This is a genomic window from Agarivorans litoreus (assembly GCF_019649015.1).
Taxonomy (GTDB): Bacteria; Pseudomonadota; Gammaproteobacteria; order Enterobacterales; family Celerinatantimonadaceae; genus Agarivorans; species Agarivorans litoreus.
Genome location: NZ_BLPI01000001.1, coordinates 2207697 through 2233792, shown reverse-complemented (window position 1 = coordinate 2233792; position 26096 = coordinate 2207697). Strand labels below are relative to the sequence as shown.

Sequence of the window (26096 nt, the reverse complement as noted above, 5' to 3'; positions counted from 1 at the left end):
GCGGTAGTAAAGACAAGGTGTTTACGTTCACTCACAAGAATGTTTGGTATTCACTAAAATGCTTACCACAACAGCAAACTAAAAATAAACATAGTTTTTAAAAGGCCTTAACGCAACCAAAACAAACCAATAACACAATTTACTACTTAAACGAATTAAACAACCTTTAATAAAAATTTTACTCAACAAAGTTGGCTTTGTTGGCCATTTTTCGCGGTAGGGTCAAGTGATGACGTTCTAATTGGCTACGGCTAAACAAATACCGACCTTTTTCTGCGGTTTTAGGGCCTAAACTTTGAGGAATAACATCAGTAGTTAAGATGGTATGTGCCATTTCGCCGGCAATGCGCCCTTGCTCGTAACCAAATAATACTAAGCCGCCGATAGTTTTGTTTTTGCCTACGGCAAAATCCCAAAAGCTGAAAGGAGGCAGCGGTGTATGCTGCGACGACCACTGTAATACTTCACTTGCATCAACATATTTGTTTCGGTCGTCTCTCAAGGTGTGATAAAGGCCAAAGGCTATTGCATCAAAGCCTTCATCTTTTGCTGTATTAACCGCTTGCTTCCATGTGTCCCAACGGCTAATTAATCGCAACTCTAGATCAACTCCAGACACTCGCAATTGCGTATCACCACCAAATATCTCTTGCAGTACCGTTTTAGCAGTGATGCCGTCGTCAAATAAAATGAGCATGCGATTAAGCCCATTTGGAAACAATGGCTTAATGCTAGAAATAGAGCGCTTGATTAAAGGGCGCTCCAAAACACCGGTAATATTATCTCGTTGGTGTACATGATAACGACGTGGATTGTTATTGATGCCCAAATACACCACTGGCACCAAGGTTTTAGCAAATCGCTGACCTAAATATCTGAGCGCATTATCGTCACCTAAAATAACTAGATCGGGTTTTACATCTAGGTAGCGCTGCCAAGCCAGTTCACCGCGACTTCGATGGCGTGAACGAGGGATCCGTTTGGTGTCCATTTGGAAATACAAGAGTTGGTAGTGTTCGCCAAGTACTGACTCTAAGCCTTCTATGTAACTTTGATCCCATGCGTATCCTTGGTGATAGCTTTCTATCACCAAAATCTTTTGCTTCGCGAGCAACCCAAAGGGCACTAGCAGCAATAAAACCCCACAAATTAATCGACCTAAAACATTCACTAACCGGCTCATTTTTAAACGCTTAGGCTAAGTATAGTCAATGCCTATTTAAGGCACTGACTATTCACTAGATCTTGATCAACTTAGCCACGATTATGAGGTTTGTCTAACTGTAGAACTGGCCCAACAGGCACGATACCAGTAGGATTGATGGTGCCGTGGCTCTCGTAGTAATGACGCTTAATATGGTCAAAATTGATGGTTTCTGCCACGCCATCGATTTGATAAAGCTCGCGCATGTAGCCATCGATATTTGGGTAATCAACTATTCGCTTTAAGTTGCATTTAAAATGCCCGACATACACCGCATCAAAACGAATCAAGGTGGTGAATAAACGCCAATCAGCCTCGGTGAGTTGATCACCCAATAAATAACGATTGTTTGACAAAATGTGCTCTAAAAAATCTAAGCTCTCAAACAAGGGGAATACGGCTTCTTGGTAGGCTTCTTGGCTAGTTGCAAAGCCCGCTTTATACACGCCATTGTTAACGGTGTCGTAAACACGCTGATTAAGAGCATCAATCTCTTCGCGTAGCGCTTCTGGGTAGTAGTCACCTTGCTTGGCCCCAAGATCATCAAAGGCTGAGTTGAACATACGAATGATGTCGGCAGACTCGTTAGATACAATGGTTTGCTGTTGCTTGTCCCATAAAATTGGCACCGTCACTCGACCAGAGTAGTTAGCATCAGCTGCGGTATACACTTGATGTAAAAATTCAGCGCTATTGATGGGGTCACTTACTACGCCTTCACCAGGCGCGAATGTCCAACCATTTTCCCCCATAAGCCAATGCACTACCGAATAATCAATCATATCCTCCAAGCCCTTAAGCTTGCGAAATATCATGGTGCGATTAGCCCAAGGACAAGCATGAGACACATAAAGATGGTAGCGACCAGCTTCGGCTTTAAACCCGGCTTTACCACTTGGCCCGGCGCTACCGTCGGCAGTTACCCAATTACGAAACTGCGATTCGCTACGCACAAACCGGCCTTTAGTTTGTTTAGTGTCGTACCACTTGTCTTGCCATTTTCCATCAACTAATAATCCCACGGTCGCGCTCCTAAAATTTATTATTCTGAAAATCGTCAAATGCTTGTAATACTTGCTCTCGAGTATTCATAACAAAGGGACCACCCCAAGCTATTGGCTCGTTAAGGGGCTCGCCCGTTACAACTAGCACGCGGCTAGCATGCTGGCTTTGTAGCAACAGTTGTTCGCCTTCGCTAAGCACGCCCAAGTGATAAGCGGCAATAGTCTGCGGGTTATCGGCAACCGTTACTTCCCCCTCAATCACGTAAACAAAACCGTGATGATGAGAAGGTAAATCTAGATTAACCTTTGCCCCTGCCACCAAACTAATATCTAAAAAGCTAGCTGCAGTGTGGCTAGTTTGCACCGCGCCAACGGTTCCGTTAGGCAGCTCTCCGGCAACTACTCTTATTACGTTGCCTTGCTCATCTTGGCTCAGTGGTATTTGCTCGGCGCTCAGCTCTTGATAATCTGGCGCCGACATTTTGTGCTCTGCGGCTAAGTTCACCCACAGTTGAAAACCTTTAAGTAAGCCATCTTGTTGCTCGGGCATTTCTGAGTGAATCACTCCGCGCCCAGCATTCATCCATTGCACGCCACCCGCTTCAATTACGCTTTCGTGGCCAGCATTGTCTTTATGGCGCATCCGACCATTAAGAATATAAGTAACCGTTTGAAAACCACGATGTGGATGCTCTGGAAAACCCGCTAAATAATCATCGGGTTTGTCAGACTCAAAGCAATCTAACATCAAGAATGGGTCTAGATGACGCAGCTGACTATTGCCCAGCATCCTGGTGAGCTTTACGCCTGCTCCATCGCTGGTGGCCTGACCGGCCACCACTTGTTGTAACTGTTTTAAGCTAGTCATATTTGTTCCTATGCACTGCGTTTATCTAGCGAATATGCGCCGCCACCATGGGCCACCAATAATAAGAACCCACCAGCTATGGCAATGTTTTTCATCAGCATAATCATTTGCATTTGATCGCCAGGGTTAAAGTGAAACAACAAACCCGACAGCAAACTAAAGCCTGCTAGCAAAAACGCCACTGGGCGAGTTTTCCAGCCTAGTAATATTGCCAAGCCCCCTAGCAGCTCCAAGGCAATAACCAAAGGTAACAACGCGCCCGGTACTCCCATGGCTTCCATATAACCTTGAGTTCCGGCGTAAGCTGCAATTTTCCCGTAGCCAGAAAGAATAAAAATCAGCGCTAAAAATACTCGTGCAGTAGGCTGGCTGAGTTGTTGTAGTAAATTCATCATTGTGTTCTCCGTCTGTTTATTTGGCTCAAGGCCATTTGCTTAACAACAGATTAATGTTGTTATGAAGAACGATAAACCGTGCGCTTAGCAAATAATTGTTCCTATAATGGCAACAATAATCACTAGCGAACATGGAATATGGCGATAGGACAGCTCGAAGAAATGCAGATTTTTGTGCGGGTGGTCGAGGCAGGCAGCATTAGCCGTGCGGCTGAACAGTTAGGAGTCGCTAAATCGGTGGTGAGTCGGCGTTTAAGTGCCTTGGAAAAGCGCCTAGGCAGCAACCTAATGCAACGGACCACGCGTCGCCTAAGTTTAAGCGACGCTGGCCAACAGTTTTATCAACGAAGTCTAGGCATTATTGACGAGGTTGATCAGCTAAACCAAGACGCTAGCTGCCAAGAACAAACCTTAACTGGCAGCTTACATATTGCGGTGCCCTTATCCTTTGGCCAAGCGCACTTAAGCAGCGCTTTTGATGCATTTATGCAACTGCACCCACAACTTAAACTTAAGGTAAGCTTGGCCGACAGCCAACATGATTTAGTGGCAGAAGGCATCGATTTAGCGCTGCGCATTGCCGAGCTGAAAGACTCCAGCCTTAAGGCAAAAAAAATTACCCCTATCAATTTTGCCTTAGTGGCCTCTCCGGCCTACCTTGCCAAACATGGCCGTCCCACCAAGCCAGAACAACTTAGCCAACACCAAGTACTGCATTACAGCTTACGCGGCGCTGCCAGTTGGCAATTAAGTGATAATAAAGGGCAAGTTCACCAAGTGGCTTATCAACCGCATATTAGCGCCAACAATGGTGATTTTTTGCAAGACTTAGCCATTGCCGGGCACGGCATTGCCCACACACCGAGTTTTATTGCTTGGCAAGCCATCGCAAAAGGACAGCTAGAGATAGTGCTGCCCGAGTATAAATTACCCGCATTGCACGCTTGGGCGGTTTATCCCAATACCCGCTACTTGCCACACCGCAGCCGAGTAATGATAGATTTTTTAGCCCAGCGTTTTGGTTTAAACCCTTATTGGGATCAAGCCTTAAGTCGCTATTTAAAGTGCTAACTCAGAGCGCTTAAGCCGATGGTAAATAGTGCGGTAAATAGGCTGAGGCTCAAAAATCCACAATGTCAGATGCTTCAATTACATATCCAGTTTCAATCGCCTGATTTCCATCAGACAATGTTACTGATGCAGAAACAACTTCTGCTTTAATATCCCCCTTAACCCAGACCGGAGTATAAAGGCTTCGCATTTTAAAGCCCTCAGGAAAATTGACCAAAATAGTTTGATTCACTGGAGGGGGTGGCGTATGAATACAAGCACCACCAGTAGGAACCAGAATAAACTGGGTTCCAACCATGCCTTGTATTTCAAGTGGAACCAAAAAACCAGCAAGTTTCATATCCTTTACTTCAAGGTCTGGAATAATCGCATTAGCGTACCGCTTACCGCTTACCAACTCATCCAACGCTTGTCTAACATTCAAGCCACGTTTCTCTGCGAATTCAATTCGCTTGATGTAACCATCGTGTTCCATCGGACTGAGGTTGCGGCTCTGCTGCGCAACTTCATAGGCGTAGATCTCTGTGATTAGTGCTTCATCACTTGAGGATAGATTTTGTTGCTGCACGTTTTGGGGACGAAGATCGTTCCATGATAGGGTCTCTGTTGCATTAACAAAAGGAGCTACCAGCACCAACATTAGCAATAAGCGTTTCATTTCTATTTCCCGAGATATATACCGGTTTGACCATCACCCGTTCGCGGCAATAACGGATAATTGCCAGTAACGAATACCCGTCACTGGCACCATTTGATATAACTGACTGATTAAAGGGTTTCTAAGTTATCCATCAACTTATAGAAAAAACCAATTGAACGAGCATACTCATCAACGAGGATTCGCTCATTCACACCATGGAAACCTTCAAACTCTTTTACATTTTCCAGTTGTAGAGCTGTAATGGTATACACATCCGGTGCAAAATCACGCGCTTGGAAGTGCTTAGAGTCAGAGCCTCCAATTACAAAAAATGGCGAGACAATCAGATCATTCCCCCAGATTTGACGGATAGTCTTCTCCAGCATTTTATAACCCTCACCATTTGGATCAGCAACGTTTGTTGCAGGTGTAGAAGCCGAAATGTCGCGAACGGTAATACGATCATCATTGATGGCTTTTTTCACATGCTCGATGATCACCTCTGGCGAATCTCCAGGCATTGGGCGAAAATTAACTACTGCTGTTGCCGCTGGTGGTAAAACGTTATCTTTAATACCAGCATTAAACATGGTCACCGCCGTTGTAGTATGCAACATGGCTCGAGTCACTTGATTTTGTGACATAACGTCGATGAATTTCTGCTCTAGGTCGCTGATCGAATCGTTGTCACCATAAGCCACAGCTTTATACATTGGCTGCTGGTCTTCAGGTAACTCTGGTCCCATAAAGCGGTACTGATAGCGAACTGCATCATGAATTTTGTATGGAAATTGTGCCGCCTCGACTTTTTCAACCGCTTTAGCCAGAGCCACAATGTTCGACTCACCAGCAGGTTGTGATGAGTGACCACCCACACCATGAATTGCAATTTCAAGACTAACAAAACCCTTTTGCGCAATACCGATCAAGGCTGTATTTTCACGAATGCCAGGGAAGATTCCCGGAGTAAGAGGCGCCGATTCGTCAATGACAAAGGCAACCTTGTCATAACGCTGCTCAACGATATCCGCAGCATGCTTAGCCCCTTCGGGACCACCTACTTCTTCATCGTGACCAAACACAAATAAGATAGTGCGCTCAGGTTGAAAACCTTCTTTAATCTTCATTTCAGCGGCTTCTAAAATCGCATGAATCTGGTTTTTGTCATCCAGAGATCCACGCCCCCAAATATAACCATCTTTGATTTCACCAGAGAAAGGCTCCACTTCCCATTGATCACGAGATTCCTCGGCAATCGGTACTACATCCTGATGAGCCATAAAAATGGCTGGTGGCAATGATGGATCTTTGCCTTCCCATGTGTAAATTAAGCTGAATGGGCGAGGGTCACCCACTAACTCACGCTTAAGTGTTTTATGAACTAAAGGATAAGATTTAACTAAGAAGTCATGATAGTTATTGAATGCGGCTTCATCAAAATCACTGCGGTCTTGATTCGAAATAGTAGCAAATTGCACAGCCTGAGAAAGTCGCTGCGCAGCCCCATCTATATCGACCTTCACTTCCACTTGCTCAACGCCTTGCATTTGCATTGAGCTAAAATCCTGCTCTTCGGTAGCCCAAACAGAAAGACTTGCTGAAAGAGCAAATATTGAGGCGATGCCAGTAAAAAGCTTAGTTTGCTGTGTCATAAATTACCTCCTTAGTTAAATTAAGAATCAACTCGGTTTTGATGGATTTAGTATCGATAATATTTTTATCGTTGAACAATCGTTTATGTAGGATCGAACACTACATATAAAATAGTTTGTTAACTTAAGTCTAGCGAGGTTCCCTTGAGATAGTTTCGCTAATACTTGTTTTGAAGGCATCTTCCTCGTATGGAAATTTATAGCGGCCCAATACGAAAGCTCACAACCAAAGCAAATATCATCCAATGAATTTGAATAAATTGAGATCAACTATAATTGGGTAAAAAGGCACAGGGCTCTTGAGTAGCTCTACTCACCTACACATAAACGCGCCCACAATCGTTACCAGCTAGCTCTAAAGCGTAATTTACCGCTGTTAATAAACCAATTCAGATAAATCACTCAGGCTTTACAAGCGGTTTCACTAAATAAAGCAAAACTACTGTATTGTCAGCAAGATTTATGCTTTTCTTGCGAATAAATAATAAGCGGTTAAGCAACGACTTAACATTGGCAAACTCGGCTTTTAGCTTAGCGACTATTCGCGATTTGATTAATTTTACTGTTAAGGAAAGTATTATGCCCATGATTTTTGATTATCTTCTCACCGTGCAAGTTGCGCTGTTAATTTTTGCGTTATTTGTACTTAAATCTTCGATTAAATTTGTTCCGCAAAATGAGGCATGGGTTATTGAGCGCTTTGGTAAATACCAATCGACCAAAGAAGCCGGCTTGAATTTCCTAATACCTATGATTGACCAAGTATCTGCACGCCGTTCTTTAAAAGAACAAGCCTATGACGTACCCAGCCAAGCGGCTATTACCAAAGACAACATTTCTTTGTCGGTAGATGGCGTGTTGTACTTTCGAGTACTTGACCCATACAAAGCCACTTACGGCGTAGAAGATTATGTATTTGCGGTAACTCAATTAGCGCAAACCACTATGCGTTCTGAAATTGGTAAAATTGAGCTAGATAAAACCTTCGAAGAGCGTGATGCACTTAACGCCAAAATTGTTACTCAAATTAACGAAGCCTCAGCCTCTTGGGGCGTTGCAGTGCTGCGTTACGAAATTAAAGATATTACACCGCCGGCTTCAATTATGGATTCGATGGAATCACAAATGCGCGCCGAGCGTGAACGTCGCGCTAAAATCCTAGAGTCTGAGGGTGAAAAAGCTGCCGCAATCAACATTGCTGAAGGTGAAAAACAAGCGCGAGTATTACAAGCAGAGGCAGAAAAGCGTGAGCAAGTACTAAGTGCAGAAGGTGAAGCAGAAGCGATTATTGCGGTTGCCGATGCGCAAGCCAAAGCCTTAATGACCGTGGGCCAATCGGCCGCAACCCCAGAAGGTCAAAAAGCGGTTCAGCTAGACCTTGCGACTAAAGCGATTGAAGCTAAACACGCCATTGCTAAAGAATCGAGTGTAGTATTGTTACCCGACAGCAGCACTGAAGCAGGCTCTTTAGTTGCTCAAGCCACCACCATTTTAAATACCCTAAATAGAGGCTAGTCCTATGGCAGAACTGTTTGCTAACCACATACCTCAGTTAATGATTGCCTTCGGCATCATCTTGCTTGCCATTGAAGTGGTGATCATCGGTTTTGCCACCTTCATCTTGTTTTTTATTGGCTTGTCCTTAGTCATTACTGGCTCATTGGTTTGGTTAAATGTACTACCAGAAACCTGGAATAGTATTCTATTAGCCAACGCCGTTATGAGCAGCTTACTGGCCGGTGTATTGTGGAAGCCGATGCGTAAGCTACAAAATAGTGCTGATAACAAACAAGTAAGCAGCGACTTTGATGGGCACCGTTTTTTTTGCGAACAAGACATCGATAAACGTGGTTTAAGCAGCTATAAGCACTCTGGCATTAGCTGGACCTTAAAAAGTGAGCAAACCATTGCTGCTGGTAGCGAAGTAGAGGTGATTCGCGCTGAAGTAGGCACCTTTTGGGTGGAAGCGGTAGAACCAAGCAATACTTAGAATATTGCCTTCACAAGCCAGCGATCTGCTGGCTTGTTGATTTGTCTAATACCAATCACACTAAGAAAGAGATCAGAAATAAGGCAGAATTTTTCGATAAGTACTTATTCTACAATCAAAAATTCTAAGCCAGTTACCGAGCATTTTAACCCGATAGAATGAGCAGTTAGTTAGTACGATTGGTATAACAATGCAAAGCCAAACAGATTGTGCTTAACTAGCGGTAGTTTAATTCTCTTCCTTTAGGTTTCTTATCATGCAGCTTGCACTAAAAACTCTTATTCTATCTGCCAGCTTATGGCTTATCGCCTGTAGCAGCATGGTTCCTAACGACCCGCCTAAAGTAAACTTGGTATCGGTAGTGCCTACCGCAGGTGACAGCATGACACCAAGCTTCGATATTAATTTACGGGTGGTTAACCCCAATAAACAAACACTCAGCTTAGCTGGGGCAGTATATACCTTGTCACTAAACGGCCATGAAATCGTCACTGGTGCCACCAGCGATTTACCCGAAGTGCCCGGTTATGGCGAGGCCAACTTTACCTTGCCTGCCCAAGCCAACTTAATTGCTACCTTCCGCCTGTTAAGCTCGTTTGTTGCCTTAAAAAGCCCTGAGTTAGATTATCAGGTAGATGTAAAACTGGACATTGGAAGCTTGTGGCCGGCGGTAAACCTTAGCGAGAAGGGCACATTTAAGTTAGAAGATCTTGGCCAGCAAATAAGCTCAAGTGTTCAGGCACTATAAAGTAAGCGCTGATAGGGCTGTTGCAAGATTTTAGCTCCAGCGCTCATTCACTTTAATTAAGTGAAAACCAAACTGTGTTTTAACTGGCCCTATTACTTCATTTAAGGGGCCAGAGAACACCGCTTTATCAAAGCTTTTCACCATATCACCTTTAGCAAACTCGCCTAAATCGCCACCTTGCTTAGCAGAAGGGCATGACGAAAAACGTAACGCCATCGCCTCAAAGCTAGAGCCTTTGTTTAACTTTTCTAGTATTTCCAAGGCTTTTTTTTCTGAACTAACAATAATGTGTTGAGCTCGCGCCTGTGCTTTTGCCATTGCTACCTCTTGAGTTTTTGCTTGTTATACACCGAACAGCAAATCAACCAAAGCTCCTGCCTAAAATTAGCAAAAAAACATAAGACAAAAGTAAAGATGCCCAAATAGCTCACATTTATTTGTCTCCAAGCAGGCTATATTTTTAGCAAGAAACAAAAGTATTTACTCACCTTTCACAGGTATAAATGGAACGATATTCATCTTCTTGGACTTGGCTGCGCAATTTTCTTTTAGCCCTTACCGTGCTAGTGCTTGTGGCTGCCCAATGGATACCTGCCAAGCGCCTTCAGATCTACCCCAGTGGAAACATGCTAGTGGATTTGTACTCCGATAAAGGACAAGGCGGCAACTCTAGTGCATATTGGCTAACCAGCAACCAAAAGTTTGTTTGTAACCTAGAAAGCAGCCATTTGCCGGCAAAGTATTGCGGAATAAGCATCAAGTTCCACAAGCCAACTGACGCGAGTACCTCAGACAAATACGCTTCCTTAGAAAACATCGATTTAAGTGACTATAAACAATTGGTGGTGGACGCAGATTTCGAAGGACCAGCTAGCGAACTACGCTTCTTTATGCGCAGCACCGAAGCAACCAACGGCCACGATCTGTCTGATGCAAAATTTATGTTCACCTACTTTGAGAAACAAGAACTGGCGGAGCACGAAGCGAAAGCTCAATTTAACCAATTCTCTATTCCGGCGTGGTGGCTAAATCGTTATTACCAATCACGTGATGACTTCACTTTAGACTTCTCTAAAGTTAAAGAAATATCCTTTGATATTCCTTCCACCTCGTCCGATGGCGAATACACCATCACCGTAAATAAGGTTGAAGCTGAAGGGAAGTGGATCAGCAACGAAAGCTTATATGCCACTATCATTACCGTATGGCTTGTTTATTTTACTGCCGAGTTGATTCGCTATGTGCTGCATCAGAAAAAGAATTTAACCCAGTCTATTCAGACCCTTGAGCAAGATGTAGACGAGCTAAAACACACCGCCAGTAACGACCAACTTACCGGCGTACTTAACCGTCGAGGTTTATTAGACGCTCTAGAAGAGAACCCAATAAGCAACAATAACTACTACTTATTCGTTTTTGATATTGACCACTTCAAACTGATTAACGACCGCTATGGTCATAACAATGGTGACGACGTATTGCGTTTTTTCTCACGCCAGTTAAGCGCAGTGACTCGCAGCCAAGACTTATTTGCTCGCTGGGGTGGTGAAGAGTTTGTATTGTTGTCGCAACAACAGCATGAGATAGACGCCTTTAACTTTGCCGAGCGTTTACGTAAATTAATTGAACAGCAAGACTTTTTGCTATCGCATCAAGGTAAACAACAACATGTCAAACTGAGTATGAGTATTGGTTTAACCCGGGTAAACAAAGACGAAGCCTTTAATCAAGCCTTCAATCGCGCCGACAGCGCACTTTATCTGGCTAAAGACAAAGGACGAAACTGCACTCAACTCGCCAGTTAAAGCTGCCAATCAATAGCGGCTTTTCCTTGCTGCTCTAGCAGCTGGTTAGTTTTAGAAAAATGGCCACAGCCTAAAAAGCCGCGGTGGGCAGACAAGGGCGAGGGGTGTACCGAACATAACAAATGGTGTTTGTTAGCATCAATCACTTGGCCTTTCTTTTGCGCATGGGCGCCCCACAACAAGAACACCACGCCATCACAATGCAGGCTTATGTAACTAATTACAGCCTCGGTAAAGGTTTCCCAGCCATATTTTGCGTGTGAATGAGCTTTTGCTTGCTCAACGGTAAGCACCGTATTCAGTAGCAACACGCCTTGCTTGGCCCAAGCACTTAAATTACCATGCTCAGGAATAACAAAGCCGTCGATATCTGTGGCTAATTCTTTGTAGATATTGCGCAGCGATGGTGGAATTTTAACCCCTTCTGGCACACTAAAACTTAAACCATGGGCTTGGCCTTCACCGTGGTAAGGATCTTGACCAAGAATCACCACTTTAAGCTGATCTATCGGGCAACTGTCGAAGGCGCTAAATACCTCAGCGTCTGGAGGGTAAATCACCTTAGCAGCGCGTTGTTCAGCCACCTTATTGATTAAACGAGGGTAATAATCCAGCTGCTGCTGTTCAGCAAACAGGTTTTGCCAACTAGCCACTATACTCAACCTTAATAAGCAAAAAAGTAGCCTGCTATTGTACCCATAAAACAACCATTTGGAGTTGGTTAATAATGCTCTGGCACAAAGCTTTGTTCGTTAATCGGCACCCGCACATAATCTTTCTTATCAATGTCTGGCAAAATAATTTTTTCATGCTCTATATCTTGATAGTCAATTTGCGTCAAAAAATGACTAATGCAATTAAGTCGCGCCGCTTTTTTGTTGTCGGAATTCACCACCCACCAAGGCGAATGCTTAGTATCGGTGTAAGCAAACATTTCATCTTTAGCTTGCGAATAAGCCACCCAACGCGAACGTGACTCTAAATCCATTGGGCTAAACTTCCAGCGTTTGAGAGGGTTATTGATGCGCTCTAAAAAGCGCTTTTCCTGCTCTTCGTCAGACACCGAAAACCAGTATTTAATCAAAATAGTACCAGAACGGATCAGCATTTTTTCAAACTCAGGGCAGGCGCGTAAAAAATCCTGATGCTGTTCATCACTGCAAAAGCCCATCACTTTTTCCACACCAGCTCGGTTGTACCAAGAGCGATCAAACAGAACTATTTCTCCAGCGGCGGGCAAGTGCGCCACATACCGCTGAAAGTACCACTGAGTTTTTTCTCGCTCATTGGGCGCTGGCAGCGCGGCAATGCGGCATACCCGTGGGTTTAGCTTTTCGGCCATCCGTTTTATCACCCCGCCTTTACCGGCAGCGTCACGCCCCTCAAATATCACCACCACTTTAAGGCCTTTTGCTACCACCCACTGCTGCAGTTTAACTAGCTCTGTTTGCAATTCCTCTAAGCGTTTTTCATAAGTCTTTTTATCAATTTTACCCGCCATACACTAACTCACCTTTAATGTTGATAACCACGCCTAAGCAAGGTGTTAAATAAAAACAAAAACGAATCAATACAATAAGTTAAATGTAGCAATAAAAACGATTGTTGCCATGAAACTGCAGACTTGAATTGCAAAGTTGAGCAAAAACAACAAGCTTAACTAAACTACAGAGGTAAATTCCAAGCGCAGACTCTTTAAAAAAAGCCACAAAATGGTAACCTTAGGCGCCTTTATCCATTCGCTTAGAATTCAATATGGCAATTACCGGTACTTTATACATCGTCTCAGCGCCCAGCGGCGCCGGCAAATCAAGCATGATTAATGCGTATCTTTCACGCCATCGTGCATATCCTGCTCAAGTATCGGTTTCTCATACCACTCGTGCAGCGCGCCCCGGTGAAATTGATGGTAACCACTATCACTTTGTTAGCCATGATGACTTTAAAAAACTCATTAGCGAACAAGCCTTTTTTGAATACGCCGAAGTATTTGGCAACTTTTACGGCACCTCTCGCTACACCATCGAAAAAACTCTTGCTGACGGCATTGATGTATTTTTGGATATTGATTGGCAAGGCGCTCGCCAAGTAAAACAAATGATGCCAGAAGCGGTATCGGTATTTATTTTACCGCCAAGTCGCGAAGAATTAGAAAACCGTTTGCACATGCGCGGCCAAGATAGCCCCGACGTTATTAAGAAACGCATGGACGAAGCAGAAAGTGAAATGTCTCATTACAATGAGTACGATTATCTAATCATTAACAGTAATTTTGACGAAGCCTTAAGCGAGCTTACTGCTATTATTACTGGACAAAGATTACAAACCCGTCAGCAAGCTGCGAAACATCGCGACTTGTTAGATGAACTTTTATCGAAATAATCTCGCTAAGTCCTAGTAAATCTTCATAAGATCGGCTAGGATCTTGCGTCATTTTTAGTCAACGGAGCTGTGCATGGCACGAGTAACAGTAGAAGATGCAGTAGAACAAGTCGGCAACCGCTTTGATCTTGTCCTTATCGCCGCACGTCGCGCGCGTCAGATCGCAGTAGAAGGCAAAGACCCTCTAGTTGAAGAAGATAACGATAAACCAACCGTTATCGCTTTGCGTGAAATTGAAGAAGGCTTGATCACCACCGAAACAATGGATGCTCAAGACCGTCAAGAACGTCAGGAACGTGAGGCAGCCGAACTGGCAGCCGTTGCCGCTATCGCCGATAAGCGCATCTAATTCGTCCCCGTCTATAAAATTACCGTGCTGGGTTTACTCTGCACGGTAAAACTCCCATAATTCTATTCAATCATATCTAGTTCTGCGCCCTCCGCTGATGAGGTAATGTTTGTATTTATTCGAAAGCCTGCGTGAAGTCGCCTCAAGTTATCTAAGTGAAGAACACGTAAACCTATTACGTGATGCTTATATTTTGGGTAAAGATGCCCATGAAGGACAATTCCGCTCTAGTGGTGAGCCATATATTACTCACCCACTGGCTGTTGCTCGCATTCTTGCCGAGCTAAAGCTAGATAATCAAACTCTGGTAGCCGCTGTATTACACGATACCATTGAAGATACGCCGGTCACTTACGAACAACTTCAAGAACAGTTTGGCACCGAAATCGCCGACTTGGTTGAAGGTGTGAGTAAGCTAGATAAAATTAAGTTTCGCGATAAAAAAGAAGCGCAGGTAGAAAATTTTCGCAAAATGATGATGGCGATGGTGCAAGACATCCGCGTTATCCTCATTAAACTAGCCGACCGCACCCACAATATGCGCACGCTAGGTTCGTTACGCCCAGATAAACGCCGCCGCATTGCCCGTGAAACCCTAGAGATTTATGCACCGATTGCCAACCGCTTGGGTATTCACAGCATTAAAAATGAATTGGAAGAGCTGGGTTTTGAAGCGCTATATCCAATGCGTTATCGAGTATTAAAAGAATCAGTAAAAAATGCTCGCGGCAATCGCAAAGAATTAATTAATGGTATTCATCAAGAGCTGCAAGGCCGCATAGAAGACGCAGGTATCCAAGCTTCGGTAAGCGGTCGTGAAAAAAATCTCTATAGCATCTACAAAAAGATGGTGAATAAAGAGCTACAATTTCATGAAGTTATGGATATTTATGCCTTTCGCATCATCGTAGACAGCCTTGATACCTGTTACCGCGTATTAGGCTTAAGTCACAGCTTGTACAAGCCACGCCCTGGCCGATTTAAAGACTATGTAGCCATTCCTAAAGCAAACGGATACCAGAGCTTACATACTTCGTTAGTTGGCCCACACGGCGTTCCTGTGGAAGTTCAAATTAGAACCGAACACATGGATCAAATGGCCGATAAAGGTGTTGCTGCACACTGGTCTTATAAACAAGCAGGCGAAAGCCCTGGCACCACCGCACAAATTCGCGCCCAGCGTTGGATGCAAAGTTTGTTAGAGCTACAACAAAGTGCTGGCTCTTCTTTCGAATTTATCGAAAACGTAAAAACAGATCTGTTCCCCGACGAAATTTATGTGTTTACCCCAGAGGGCAAAATCATTGAGCTACCCGCTGGAGCTACGCCAGTGGACTTTGCTTATGCCGTGCATACCGATGTAGGTCATGCCTGTGTTGGCGCGCGAGTAAATCGCCATCCTTTCCCACTAAGTAAAGCCCTTAGCAATGGTAAAACCGTCGAAATTATTACCGCGCCAGGTGCTCGACCTAACGCAGCTTGGTTAAACTTTGTGGTAACTGGTAAAGCACGCGGTAAAATTCGTCAATTACTTAAAAACCAGCGCCGTGAAGAATCTGTAAACTTAGGTCGCCGATTACTTAACCATGCGTTAGGCAGTGTGAAACTGGATGACATTAAACCAGAATCTTTAGGACAAGTGCTAAAGGACTTAAAGGCCGAATCACTTAGCGATTTACTGGCCGAAATTGGCTTAGGCAATGCCATGAGCATTGTGGTTGCACGCCGTTTATTAGGCAACACCGATGAGCTAAGCAACCAAGAAGGCAATGGAAATATTGCCATTCAAGGCGCCGAAGGCTTGTTGCTTACCTATGCCAACTGTTGTCGCCCCATTCCTGGAGACCCAGTAGTGGCCCACATTAGCCAGGGTAAAGGCTTGGTTGTGCACTTAGAAGCCTGTAAAAACATTAGCGGTTACCAAAAAGAGCCCGATCGTTACATTAACGTTGACTGGTCTAAAGATGCCGCCGAAGCAGCCGAGTACAAAACAGAAATGCGTATCGACATGGTTAACCATCAGGGTATTTTAGCCAGCTTAACCAATGTGGTCGCTTCCACCGGCGCTAACATCGTGAATATCGTTACCGAAGAAAAAGAAGGTCGGGTATACACCATAGACCTATTGGTAACCACGCATAGCCGTATTCACCTTGCCGATATCATGCGTAAAATTCGCGTAATGCCTGAGGTATTGCGGGTAGTACGCTTAAGAAATTAATACGAGAAAACCATGACTCCTGAACGCTATCAACGCATTCGCGCAATGTTAGATGCTCGCCAAACCGATCTTACCGTGTGCATGGAGAACGTGCACAAACCGCATAACTTATCTGCCATTGTGCGAACCTGTGATGCTGTGGGCGTAGACCACGTACATGCGGTGTGGGAAAACTACCAAGATGAAATCCGCCGCGGCACCGCTACAGGCAGCCAAAATTGGGTAAAAGTACATAACCACGAAAACATTGAAGATGCTGTAGCAGCATTACGCAACAATGGGATGCAAATTCTAGCCACTAACCTGTCTGATAGCGCAGTGGATTTTCGTGAAATAGACTATACCAAACCTACCGCCATCTTAATGGGGCAAGAGAAGTATGGGATTTCAGATAAAGCGCTTTCTCTCGCCGACCAAGACATTATTATTCCCATGGTGGGCATGGTGCAATCACTGAATGTTTCAGTGGCCAGTGCGTTAATTTTGTATGAAGCACAACGCCAACGAGAGATTGCAGGCATGTACCAAGCCCCCAGCATGGTTGATAAAACCGAGCAAAATCGCATCATGTTTGAAGGTGGTCACCCTATTTTTGCTAAAGCCTGCAGGCGCAAAGGTTTGCCTATTCCCCACATTGATGAAGAAGGGCAAATCGTAGCTGACGATGAGTGGTGGGCCAAAATGCAAATGAACAAAGAAGCCTGGGATAAACTAGATCAGGAATAAATGATAAAATTAGAGTAATTGCTTTAATTTTGAGTTTTTTCCACCAGCAATATTGATCTAAATTAAGCCCAAAACCTCAATATTAACTGAACATAGTTTTACTCCATAACAGAAGTAAAACTATGTTCAAGCAAATCAGAACTCCGCAGCTCTTCCTATTAAGTTCACTGCTAGTATTAATAGTAATTTCCATCCAAGCGTGGAACAACACCCAACAAATTAAAGCGACCTTATATCAAGGTTACCAAACCCAGTTAGCTAGCAACTTAGATCTTGCCACCAGCTTGGTAAACCACTACCAACAGCAAGAACAACAGCTAGGGCGAGAGCATGCCCAAAAACTAGCCTTAGCGGCGCTAGCCGAGCTACGCTATCAAGGTAACGAGTACTTTTGGGTGAACGATTTAGATCTTAAGCTACTTATGCACCCCATTCGCCCCACCAGCATCGGTAAAGACATGAGTCAAGTGCGCGACGCTAAAGGCTTAGCCCATTGGCAAGCCATGCTTAATACCATTAAGCAACAGGGCGAGGGCGCAGTGCAATACCACTTTTTACACCCTCAAACCCAAGTAATGCACGCTAAGTTGTCTTACGTTAAACAAGTTAAGGGTTGGAATTGGATAATTGGAACTGGCGTTTATATCGACCAAATAGACACCCAGCTTAACAGTATCTATTTCTACACCTTGCTACGTTTAGCATTCGCCTTTGGCTTGTTTGGTATAGTGGCGTGGTTAGTTAGCCGCAGCTTGGCCGGTCAAATGCAAGAGCTAGATAGTGCCATTAAAGGCCTAGCCAAAGGTAACTACCAACAAACAATTATGGTAAGAGGACGCAATGAGTTCTCTAATATTGGCCAGCAGCTTGAAAGCCTGCGCCAGCAAACTCAAGGCTTACTGCAAGATGTAAGGTATTCGAGTGATAGTCTACTAGAGGCTAACAAAGAACTAGCATCGGCTACCCATACCACTCACAGTAATACCCAAAGACAGTTTTCAGAAATAGACCAAATAGCCTCAGCAATGACCGAGATGAACTGTACGGTAGAAGAGGTAGCCAACAACAGTGCAGAGACGGCCGAAGCCTCTAAGCAAGCCCTAGAACTAGCAGGTACTAGCTTAAAGCAACAGCTAAACACCGTTAAAAGCTTAAGCGCACTGTCAGAGCAAATGGCTTCGGCTAAACCTGCGGTTGCAGAACTACGAGATTGCAGCCAAAACATTGGCTCGGTGATTGATGTGATTAACGCAATTTCTGAGCAAACCAACTTACTGGCCTTAAACGCAGCCATTGAGGCAGCCCGAGCCGGTGAGCAAGGCCGCGGCTTTGCAGTAGTCGCAGACGAAGTGCGTAACTTGGCTTCACGTACTCAGCAGTCTACTGAAGAGATCATGCAAACCATTGCGCAATTGCAGCAAGTATCGCTCACTGTAGAAACCGAAATTGTTACCACTACTGAAGGTTTGGCACAGCAGGCTGAGCAAGCTCAACAAAATATTCAGCAAATTGAAAAAATTGAAAAAATGGTGGGCAACCTAGAACAGCGCAACCAGCAAACAGCAGTGGCCACCGAGCAGCAGCGCTTAGCCAGTGATGAGATTAACCAAAATGTGCTCACTCTACGTGATGGCAGCGAAGCCAACGCTGGCGCGGCGGAGCAAGGAAAACAAGTACATAGCCACTTATCTGGCGTAGCAGAGGCCTTGAGTATTCACCTCAAAAACCTCCGCTTCAACTAAAACCAGTTTAAGAGGCTATTCCTCGGGAATAGCCTCTTCTTCTCTGGCTTTAGCAAACTTAAACTCATAATCATCGGCAAACGGAGAGTTGTAACCCCATTCAGGCGACTCACCCACTTGCTTATCAAACCAAATAATTGGCGTAACCAAAAAACGCGGCGCTTCAAATCGAATACCGTTTTCTTCGGCCTCGTAGAGTGAGCTGTTAGTTTCACACCTTACGGTTAGCATCACCATCACGATGATAAATAACCACTTCCAAAAACCGTCCATAGTTTTCCCTACTATAAATTTGCGACCAGATTGCCGTTTTAATACTCAGCAACAACTTGAAAATGTGGCTGCAAAGCCTGTTGTAACTGGGCTATTTGTTGTTGTTTTTGTTGCTCACTATAAGGCTTGGCAGAAAGCTTGCCCCAAATCGGCTGTGGCCACAAAACATCATTGTGGAAGCGCACAATATGATGAACATGCAGCTGCGGCACCATGTTACCAATAGCAGCGAGGTTTAGCTTATCACCTTTATAAAGCGCCATTACCGCTTCACTTAAGCGTTTAGATTCTCGCCAAAACTGCGCTTGCTGGCAACTATCTAACTGATATATATCGCTAATACCATTTTGCATTGGCACCAATACCAACCAAGGAAATTGGCTGTCGTTAATCAACAGAACCCGTGACAACTCAAAATCACCCAGCCAAATGCCATCCTTTTCTAATTGAGGATGTAAAGCAAATTCACTCATTATATTCTCCCTCGCTACCTTAAACAGCAACTAATTGACAGACACTATACAGTGGTCAGCGTTTCGCTTATCAAAAAAAATGCTAGAATGGCGCCAACCATAATTTAAGCTGATTTAAATCTCAATAACTACCAGCCCTTGGCTGTTTAAAGAGCTATATCGACCACTATGTTACGTTTTTTGCCTGCCCCGATACTGATGGTTATTTCTGCAAGTTTAGCCATTATTAACACCGCCTTTATCGGCACTTTAGTAACCATTTGTGGTGTATTTAAGCTACTCGTACCAAAACAGCTTTATCCTCAAGTTAGCCGCATAACTAATTTTTTAATGTGGTGCTGGAGCGAGGTAAATCGCGCCATTTTCAAACTAGTGAACAACACTGCGTTTGTGATTGAAGATAATAGTAAACTAAGTAAGAAAAGCTGGTATTTGATGATTTGTAATCATCAAAGTTGGGCCGATATTGTATTGCTGTGTATGTTATTTGGTTCTCGCATCCCTATGCCTAAGTTTTTTCTCAAACAACAGCTATTGTATGTGCCTTTTGTCGGGCTTGCTTGTTGGGCATTAGACATGCCATTTATGCGCCGATACTCACGTCAGTACTTGCTCAAACATCCAGAAAAGCGCGGTAAAGATTTAGAGTCCACTAAACGCTCTTGTGAGAAATTTAAAAACACCCCCACCACAGTAATTAACTTCGTTGAAGGTACCCGCTTCACCAAACAAAAGCAGCGAAAGTCTCATTCTAATTATCAGCACTTATTGCCACCTAAAGCACTAGGCATTGCTTATACCCTTTCAGCCTTAGGTGAACAATTTGACCAGATTATTGATGTAACCTTAGCCTATCCCGGCACCACCGAAACACTTCCGCCTTTTAAGGCCTTATTGTCAGGTAAACTCGATAAGGTAGTGGTAAAAGTCGATACCATTACCATCAACCAAGAGCTGCGCGGTGACTATTTGCAAGACAAACAATTTAAGCGACATTTTAAGTTATGGCTTGATGGCACCTGGCAAAATAAAGATCAATATCTACAAACTGTTCTAAAAGACTAACTTAGTTCACCATTATCCAATGGCCATATACTGATAGCCTAATTTTGCTGCTATTTTTATAGGAGTAAAAACAATGGAGAGATGTGTTGCGGCGATCGCTTTGGATGCTTTATTGGCTAGTAGGCAGCTGCTGGGCAGAGGATTTTAGCCCTTGGCTAGAAGAATTCCAGCCGTCTAGCCTAAGCCAACAGCAACAAATCGAAGAGCTGCGCTGGTTTAAACAAGCGGCTCAACCCTATCAAGGCATCACTATTCGCGCTATTTCAGAGCGCATAAATACTCACTGGTACGAAGCCACCGTTATTGCCCCCTTGTTTTACCAACTCACTGGTATCAAGGTTATCCACGAGATCAGCGGCGAAGACGACGTAGTAAAAAAGCTACAAAGCCAAATGGACTTGGGCATAAACTATTACGATATCTATGTCAGTGACAGTGATTTAATTGGTGGTCACTTTCGTTCTCGCAACATCGTCAACTTAAGCCAGTTTATGCAACACCAAGGAAAAGACGTCACTTTACCCAGCCTAGATATCGATGATTTTATTGGCTTAGCTTTTACCACTGGCCCTTACGGCGATTTGTTGCAACTCCCCGACCAGCAATTCGCCAACCTTTATTGGTACCGCCAAGACTGGTTTAAGCGCCCCGAGCTACAGCAGCAATTTCAAACCATTTATGGCTACCCTTTAGCCGTGCCAGTGAACTGGTCGGCCTATGAAGACATCGCCGAGTTTTTTACCGAGCACGTAAAAGAAATTGATGGGCAAAAAGTATATGGCCACATGGATTATGGTAAACGCGACCCCTCTCTAGGCTGGCGAATATCTGATGCTTGGCTTTCTATGGCAGGCATGGGTGATGTAGGTTTACCCAATGGCGTACCAGTAGATGAATGGGGCATACGCCGCCATGGTTGTCGCCCAGTGGGCGCAAGCATGAGGCGTGGCGGCGCTCTCGACTCTCCCGCTGCCATTTATGCCATTCAAAAATATGTAGATTGGTTAAAGCGTTATGCTCCTCCAGAAGCACAAAAGATGACCTTTAGTCAGGCGGGAGCCGAAATAGCCAAAGGCCACATAGCGCAACAAATTTTTTGGTACACCGCCTTTACCGCTGACTTAAGCCAACCAGACCTAGCCGTTACCGATAAAGATGGCTTACCCTTATGGCGAGTAGCCCCTTCACCGCGTGGTGCTTACTGGCAACCCGGCATGAAGTCGGGCTACCAAGATGTAGGGGCTTGGACACTGGTAAAGTCTACCCCTTTAAAGCGTCAACAAGCGGCATGGTTATACGCTCAATTTAATGTCGCCAAAACGGTTTCGCTGCGTAAAACCATGGTGGGTTTAACCCCTATTCGCCAAAGTGATGTGATGTCGAAACCTTTTAGTGAGCGCTCAGCCGAGCTCGGTGGCTTAGTAGAGTTTTACCAAAGCAATGCACGTAATGAATGGACCCCCACAGGGCTAAATGTGCCTAATTATCCAGCTTTATCTTCGTTATGGTGGCAATACATTGGCCGCGCCAGCGACCACGGAGAAGCAGTGCCTCAAATAATGAAAGAATTGGCGCAAAGTATGGATTTAGCGCTAGCTAAAATAGGTCAAGACAACCCTGGCCCTTGCAGTCCTAAGCTCATCTCAGCACAGCAAGCTGAGCTATGGCTGGCTCATCCCGGTTCTCCTAAACCCAAGCTAGCAAACGAAAAACCGCCAGGTAAAACCCTAAGTTACTCAGAGTTGATTAAACAATGGCAACCTTAAAAGTAACAACTATAGGGCTAGCACTCACGCTAAGCTTTCCGGCGTATAACAGCGAACTGGTGTTTAATACTTATATAGACCCACCTTATCTTACCGAAGGTGATGAAGATCTTACCGGCATTAATATAGATATTTTCAACCTACTAAAACAACACAGTAAACTTGATATAAGTGTAAAATTACTGCCCCTAAAGCGCGCCTACCTGATCGCTCAAGAAACACCTAACCACTGCGTTTTTGCCATAGAGCGTACCCAAGCAAGAGAGAGCTCTTTCACTTGGGTAAGCCCCATGTATATTAGCCGTTACGCGATTTACCAACGACAACAAGCCATTACACCTTTAACGAGTATCGCAGACTTAAAACAACTCAAAGTTGGCAGCTATTTGGGCAGTGGCATTGGTGAGTATTTAGAAAGCCTAGGTGTTGAGGTCGATCTTGCAAAAACCAACCTTAACAGCGCTAAAAAACTACAACGCCAACGCACTCAAGCTTGGGCCAGCGATATCTTGTCTTCAGCTTACGTGCGTTACCATTATTCTTTAGGCATTCAAAAGCAGGGGTTTGATTTTTACAGTTCACTGCGCGCCATCGCGTGTAACAAAGACAGCGATATTGGCGCTTTACAAAAACTACAAACGAGCCTTAATCAACTACAAAAAAGCGGAAAAATAAGCAAGATATTGGCGTCTTACGAACATCAGTATCAAGTAGATTTGGGTTTATAAAAATAAAAAGCAGCCATTAGGCTGCTTTTATATCAGTATTAAAATTAGCCCTTAAGATTAACTAGATAATTAACTAATTCTGTTAGCTCTTCAATCGATTTTACTGAACCCGTGTTAACTTGATACTTACCGTTAACCACTAAAGCAGGCACACCGCGAATCTTATAGTTCATGGTGTTCTTTTCCATTTGCGACACCATGCCATTCACAACAAAGCTGCTGGCTGCGCTATCAAATTTTTTACCATCAACACCGTTGGCAACAAAAATACTGCGCAGATCATCACGGCTAGTGAAGTTTTGACGTTTGTTATGGATAGAATCAAAGATAGCGCTGCTAATTGCAGGCTCTACTTCTAGCATTTCTGCTGCAGCAAAAGCGCGAACCATTTCTTCACCCATTTGGCCGCCAATAAAACTTACGTGGTTCTTTTTGAACGCAACGCCTTCTGGTAGGGATTTTTTAATACTCTCTGCTACTGGTTCAAACTTAAAACAGTGTGGGCAGTAGTACGAGAAAAACTCGATAACTTCTGGTTTAGCTGTAGCTGTTTGCTTAATCACTTCGTAGTGGGTGCCTTCTTTAAAATCAGCAGCCATTGCCATTGGCAAAGTAAGCATTGCCATTAAACCAATCAGTAGTTTTTTCATCACTCGGTATTTCCTTCCAGTGAACTTTATAAAAAACCGAGCATAATGATTAGCATCAGCTCGGTCAATCGTTGACTATGTTGTTGACACAAATTTACGTTTACCAAGATCCCATTTCAAACATTACAGTAGCATCTACATCTTGATGAATTAACACCGAATAATGTTGTTCAATTTGGTTACGTCTAATTTTTAAAGTAGGAGTAAGCAAGGCGTTATCCACGTTCCACTCCTCGTTTACCACCACCACATGCGACAACTTGGCATGGCTTTCTAATTGCTCATTCACCTTTTTAAGGGTGCGATTTAAGCTGGCTTCAATTTGTGCTTGCGAATGCTGCTTCATTTCAGCGGCTAACACCACCAACGCACAAGGCTGCGTGAGGGCGCTGCCCACCACACATACCTGCTCAACCATCGAATTTTCAGCCAAGCTCTGTTCAATAGGAACGGGGGCTACATATTTTCCTTTCGCTGTTTTAAAACTTTCTTTTAAACGGCCAATAATTTTAACGTAGCCATCATTATCTATTTCACCCTTATCTCCGGTATGCAGCCAGCCATCAACAATTGACTCCTCCGTAAGATCAGCATGTTTGTAGTAACCCTGCATCATGCCTTCACCCTTAGCAAGAATCTCACCTTGCTCAGAGATTTTAATTTCTACGCCAGGACCCGCTTTTCCAATAGTGCCAATTTTGTCGCTTCGAAAGGGTACATTTAAGGTGCCGTAGGCTAAGTTCTCGGTCATGCCCCAGGCTTCAGAGATATTTAAACCAATGCTTTGATACCAGCGCAATAATGAAGGTGCTACCGGAGCACTGCCACAGCCAAGTATCCGTGCCTTGTTTAAACCCAAAGCCTTTTTAATTTTGAGCTTAATTAAGCTAGACACCAAGGGAATAGACAACAACAGTTTAAGTTTTTTCGGCGGCAGTTTTTCAAATACCCCTTGTTGGAAGCGCGCCCACAAACGAGGCACCGAAATAAACAAAGTAGGCTGCACGCTGCGCAAGTTATCGGGGAAGGTGTCTAAGGATTCCACAAACGACACACTAAATTGGCCGCTAAAAATACTGGTGCCTTGTATGTAAACTCGCTCAGTAATATGCGCCAAGGGTAAGTACGACATAACCCGGTCTTCACTGCCAGCTTGCAACACATCAATCAACTGTTCACAGGCATAACGATAAGCCGCAAAGCTAATCTCGGCGCCTTTAGGGTCACCGGTACTGCCCGAGGTATAGATAATCGTCATAATGTCTTTTGCATCCCACAGATGATTTTTCTCAATCACCGGCATTTCCTTTAACCAATCACTCCATTGAAAGTGGCAAGGCATGGTGGGATAGGGCATCGCAACGGTTTTTAGGCCAATAGGTACGGCCGAGGCTTGCTTGCCCCATTCGTCTAACTTACCCACAAACAACAGCTTAGCTTCACTGTGCTGAAGTACAAAAGAAATGGTGTCCACACTCGCGGTGGAATAAATAGGAATGCTTACACAGCCAGCCATCATGATTGCCAGATCGGCAATAAACCACTCGGCACTATTTTTAGCTAAAATCGCCACTTTATCGCCGGGCTCTAGGCCTTGAGAGAGTATACCTTGAGCAATTTGGCCGGCTTCGCGCGCCACTACTGCCCAAGTTTTTTCATGATATACGCCATCTATAGGCTGACGTAGGTAAACGCGCTGCGGATCCTGCTTTTGCCAATGCATTAATGCATCAACCGGGGTGACAAAGTTTGTCATTCACAACCTCGTTACAAGTTATTCACCTTTTATATCAATCCTATACGGCTAGGCGCAGGATGCCAGTACAAATCGAAAATAAGCCGAAGTAATGTGAACAAACACTCTGTTTATCACCAGTTTTTGAAAGGATTTAAGCTAAGTTGAGAGTTATAGTATTTAGCTTGGCCTGTGACCTCTTGCCCCAGCCAGTCGGGCTTTGCAAAGCTTTCTTGCTCGCTGCTCAGCTCTACTTCGGCCACAATTAAGCCGAGGTTATCTCCAGCAAACACATCCACTTCAAATACATGTTGTGCAACAGGCACTAAGTAGCGAACTTTATCAATGGCACCAGGCTCACACAGTGCTAATAGCTGCTCGGCTTCGCTCAAGGGAATTTCTTTCTCCCATTCATAGCGGCTTAAGCCCGACAGATTACTTTGGCCTTTAATGGTAATAAAACCTTGCTCACCGCGAACACGCACTCGCACTGTGCGTTGTTTATCACTGTTTAAGTAAGCTTGTACAATTCGGGTTTGCTCGCTCGCTTGCTTAATAAATGCATCGCTGTTAACCAAAAACTTGCGTTCAATTTCTACACTCATAACT

The 26096-nt window shown here is 44.2% G+C and carries 27 protein-coding genes; 13 read left to right on the top strand and 14 right to left on the bottom strand.

What is annotated here, in order from left to right; genetic code table 11:
* Window positions 1-178 precede the first annotated feature (178 nt).
* The 4 genes from K5L93_RS10360 to K5L93_RS10345 form a co-directional block, all read right to left on the bottom strand.
* On the bottom strand, window positions 179-1183 hold the full coding sequence (locus tag K5L93_RS10360; RefSeq protein ID WP_220719763.1) for an ABC transporter substrate-binding protein: 1005 nt from the start codon (window positions 1181-1183) through the stop codon (window positions 179-181).
* 71 nt (window positions 1184-1254) lie between these two features.
* Window positions 1255-2226 carry a glutathione S-transferase family protein gene (locus tag K5L93_RS10355; protein ID WP_220719761.1) on the bottom strand — a complete coding sequence of 324 codons (972 nt, stop codon included), beginning with the start codon at window positions 2224-2226 and terminating at the stop codon, window positions 1255-1257.
* Between the two features lie 10 nt (window positions 2227-2236).
* Complete coding sequence (locus K5L93_RS10350) at window positions 2237-3076, bottom strand: pirin family protein (protein WP_220719759.1); 840 nt, start codon at window positions 3074-3076, stop codon at window positions 2237-2239.
* Between the two features lie 8 nt (window positions 3077-3084).
* Window positions 3085-3471, bottom strand: a complete 387-nt coding sequence (locus K5L93_RS10345; RefSeq protein WP_281422548.1) for a DoxX family protein — start codon at window positions 3469-3471, stop codon at window positions 3085-3087.
* Window positions 3472-3609: 138 nt separating this feature from the next.
* Here K5L93_RS10345 and K5L93_RS10340 point away from each other — a divergent pair, with 138 nt between their 5' ends.
* The gene (locus K5L93_RS10340; RefSeq protein WP_246615030.1) at window positions 3610-4542 is read left to right on the top strand and encodes a LysR family transcriptional regulator; all 933 of its coding nucleotides are present in this window, start codon (window positions 3610-3612) and stop codon (window positions 4540-4542) included.
* Window positions 4543-4591: 49 nt separating this feature from the next.
* Here K5L93_RS10340 and K5L93_RS10335 read toward each other — a convergent pair whose 3' ends face one another.
* Both K5L93_RS10335 and K5L93_RS10330 read right to left on the bottom strand, forming a co-directional pair.
* Entirely contained in the window at window positions 4592-5200 is a 609-nt protein-coding gene (locus K5L93_RS10335; RefSeq protein WP_220719758.1) for a DUF3299 domain-containing protein, read from the bottom strand.
* 110 nt (window positions 5201-5310) lie between these two features.
* Window positions 5311-6834, bottom strand: a complete 1524-nt coding sequence (locus tag K5L93_RS10330) for a M20 family peptidase (protein ID WP_220719755.1) — start codon at window positions 6832-6834, stop codon at window positions 5311-5313.
* A 579-nt stretch (window positions 6835-7413) separates the two neighbouring features.
* Here K5L93_RS10330 and K5L93_RS10325 point away from each other — a divergent pair.
* From K5L93_RS10325 to K5L93_RS10315, 3 genes are all read left to right on the top strand, one after another.
* On the top strand, window positions 7414-8349 hold the full coding sequence (locus K5L93_RS10325; RefSeq protein WP_220719753.1) for an SPFH domain-containing protein: 936 nt from the start codon (window positions 7414-7416) through the stop codon (window positions 8347-8349).
* Between the two features lie 4 nt (window positions 8350-8353).
* Complete coding sequence (locus K5L93_RS10320; protein ID WP_220719752.1) at window positions 8354-8824, top strand: NfeD family protein; 471 nt, start codon at window positions 8354-8356, stop codon at window positions 8822-8824.
* Between the two features lie 256 nt (window positions 8825-9080).
* Window positions 9081-9572 carry an LEA/WHy family protein gene (locus tag K5L93_RS10315; RefSeq protein WP_220719750.1) on the top strand — a complete coding sequence of 164 codons (492 nt, stop codon included), beginning with the start codon at window positions 9081-9083 and terminating at the stop codon, window positions 9570-9572.
* 30 nt (window positions 9573-9602) lie between these two features.
* Here the strand turns inward: K5L93_RS10315 and K5L93_RS10310 are convergent, their stop codons facing one another.
* A complete protein-coding gene (locus K5L93_RS10310; protein ID WP_016400208.1) occupies window positions 9603-9890 on the bottom strand; it encodes a peptidylprolyl isomerase in 288 nt (95 codons plus the stop codon).
* Window positions 9891-10075: 185 nt separating this feature from the next.
* On the opposite strand from K5L93_RS10310, the gene K5L93_RS10305 reads away from it, so the two are divergent.
* Window positions 10076-11377 carry a GGDEF domain-containing protein gene (locus K5L93_RS10305; protein WP_220719748.1) on the top strand — a complete coding sequence of 434 codons (1302 nt, stop codon included), beginning with the start codon at window positions 10076-10078 and terminating at the stop codon, window positions 11375-11377.
* Here K5L93_RS10305 and ung read toward each other — a convergent pair.
* Window positions 11374-12030: a uracil-DNA glycosylase gene (gene ung, locus K5L93_RS10300; RefSeq protein WP_220719746.1), complete on the bottom strand. Its 657-nt coding sequence runs from the start codon at window positions 12028-12030 to the stop codon at window positions 11374-11376. The genes K5L93_RS10305 and ung overlap by 4 nt on opposite strands.
* A gap of 68 nt (window positions 12031-12098) precedes the next feature.
* Window positions 12099-12878, bottom strand: coding sequence for a polyphosphate kinase 2 (gene ppk2, locus K5L93_RS10295; RefSeq protein ID WP_220719744.1), 780 nt, complete (start codon window positions 12876-12878; stop codon window positions 12099-12101).
* Window positions 12879-13132: 254 nt separating this feature from the next.
* On the opposite strand from ppk2, the gene gmk reads away from it, so the two are divergent.
* The 5 genes from gmk to K5L93_RS10270 all read left to right on the top strand — a co-directional run bounded on the left by gmk (window position 13133) and on the right by K5L93_RS10270 (window position 18797).
* A complete protein-coding gene (gene gmk, locus K5L93_RS10290) occupies window positions 13133-13759 on the top strand; it encodes a guanylate kinase (RefSeq protein ID WP_220719742.1) in 627 nt (208 codons plus the stop codon).
* Between the two features lie 73 nt (window positions 13760-13832).
* Window positions 13833-14108 (top strand): DNA-directed RNA polymerase subunit omega, encoded by a 276-nt coding sequence (gene rpoZ / locus K5L93_RS10285; RefSeq protein ID WP_016400213.1) that lies wholly within the window; start codon window positions 13833-13835, stop codon window positions 14106-14108.
* Between the two features lie 109 nt (window positions 14109-14217).
* Window positions 14218-16329, top strand: a complete 2112-nt coding sequence (gene spoT / locus K5L93_RS10280) for a bifunctional GTP diphosphokinase/guanosine-3',5'-bis pyrophosphate 3'-pyrophosphohydrolase (protein ID WP_220719740.1) — start codon at window positions 14218-14220, stop codon at window positions 16327-16329.
* A gap of 12 nt (window positions 16330-16341) precedes the next feature.
* Window positions 16342-17055, top strand: coding sequence for a tRNA (guanosine(18)-2'-O)-methyltransferase TrmH (gene trmH, locus K5L93_RS10275; RefSeq protein ID WP_220719739.1), 714 nt, complete (start codon window positions 16342-16344; stop codon window positions 17053-17055).
* Window positions 17056-17177: 122 nt separating this feature from the next.
* Window positions 17178-18797, top strand: a complete 1620-nt coding sequence (locus K5L93_RS10270; protein WP_220719738.1) for a methyl-accepting chemotaxis protein — start codon at window positions 17178-17180, stop codon at window positions 18795-18797.
* Between the two features lie 15 nt (window positions 18798-18812).
* Here K5L93_RS10270 and K5L93_RS10265 read toward each other — a convergent pair whose 3' ends face one another.
* Together K5L93_RS10265 and K5L93_RS10260 are read right to left on the bottom strand one after the other, a co-directional pair.
* Window positions 18813-19070: a hypothetical protein gene (locus K5L93_RS10265; RefSeq protein ID WP_016400217.1), complete on the bottom strand. Its 258-nt coding sequence runs from the start codon at window positions 19068-19070 to the stop codon at window positions 18813-18815.
* A 38-nt stretch (window positions 19071-19108) separates the two neighbouring features.
* Window positions 19109-19543 (bottom strand): HIT domain-containing protein, encoded by a 435-nt coding sequence (locus tag K5L93_RS10260; protein ID WP_220719737.1) that lies wholly within the window; start codon window positions 19541-19543, stop codon window positions 19109-19111.
* 168 nt (window positions 19544-19711) lie between these two features.
* On the opposite strand from K5L93_RS10260, the gene yihG reads away from it, so the two are divergent.
* The 3 genes from yihG to K5L93_RS10245 all read left to right on the top strand — a co-directional run bounded on the left by yihG (window position 19712) and on the right by K5L93_RS10245 (window position 23102).
* Window positions 19712-20608, top strand: coding sequence for a 1-acylglycerol-3-phosphate O-acyltransferase, YihG family (yihG, locus tag K5L93_RS10255; protein WP_220719735.1), 897 nt, complete (start codon window positions 19712-19714; stop codon window positions 20606-20608).
* A 104-nt stretch (window positions 20609-20712) separates the two neighbouring features.
* A complete protein-coding gene (locus tag K5L93_RS10250) occupies window positions 20713-22374 on the top strand; it encodes an ABC transporter substrate-binding protein (RefSeq protein ID WP_220721499.1) in 1662 nt (553 codons plus the stop codon).
* Complete coding sequence (locus K5L93_RS10245) at window positions 22362-23102, top strand: substrate-binding periplasmic protein (RefSeq protein ID WP_220719733.1); 741 nt, start codon at window positions 22362-22364, stop codon at window positions 23100-23102. Before K5L93_RS10250 ends, K5L93_RS10245 begins: the two co-directional genes overlap by 13 nt.
* A gap of 44 nt (window positions 23103-23146) precedes the next feature.
* On the opposite strand, the gene K5L93_RS10240 is transcribed toward K5L93_RS10245, so the two are convergent.
* The 3 genes from K5L93_RS10240 to K5L93_RS10230 form a co-directional block, all read right to left on the bottom strand.
* Window positions 23147-23752 (bottom strand): thiol:disulfide interchange protein DsbA/DsbL, encoded by a 606-nt coding sequence (locus tag K5L93_RS10240; protein ID WP_220719732.1) that lies wholly within the window; start codon window positions 23750-23752, stop codon window positions 23147-23149.
* A gap of 100 nt (window positions 23753-23852) precedes the next feature.
* A complete protein-coding gene (locus K5L93_RS10235) occupies window positions 23853-25508 on the bottom strand; it encodes an AMP-binding protein (RefSeq protein WP_220719730.1) in 1656 nt (551 codons plus the stop codon).
* A gap of 113 nt (window positions 25509-25621) precedes the next feature.
* The gene (locus K5L93_RS10230; RefSeq protein WP_220719728.1) at window positions 25622-26092 is read right to left on the bottom strand and encodes a CYTH domain-containing protein; all 471 of its coding nucleotides are present in this window, start codon (window positions 26090-26092) and stop codon (window positions 25622-25624) included.
* Window positions 26093-26096 lie beyond the last annotated feature (4 nt).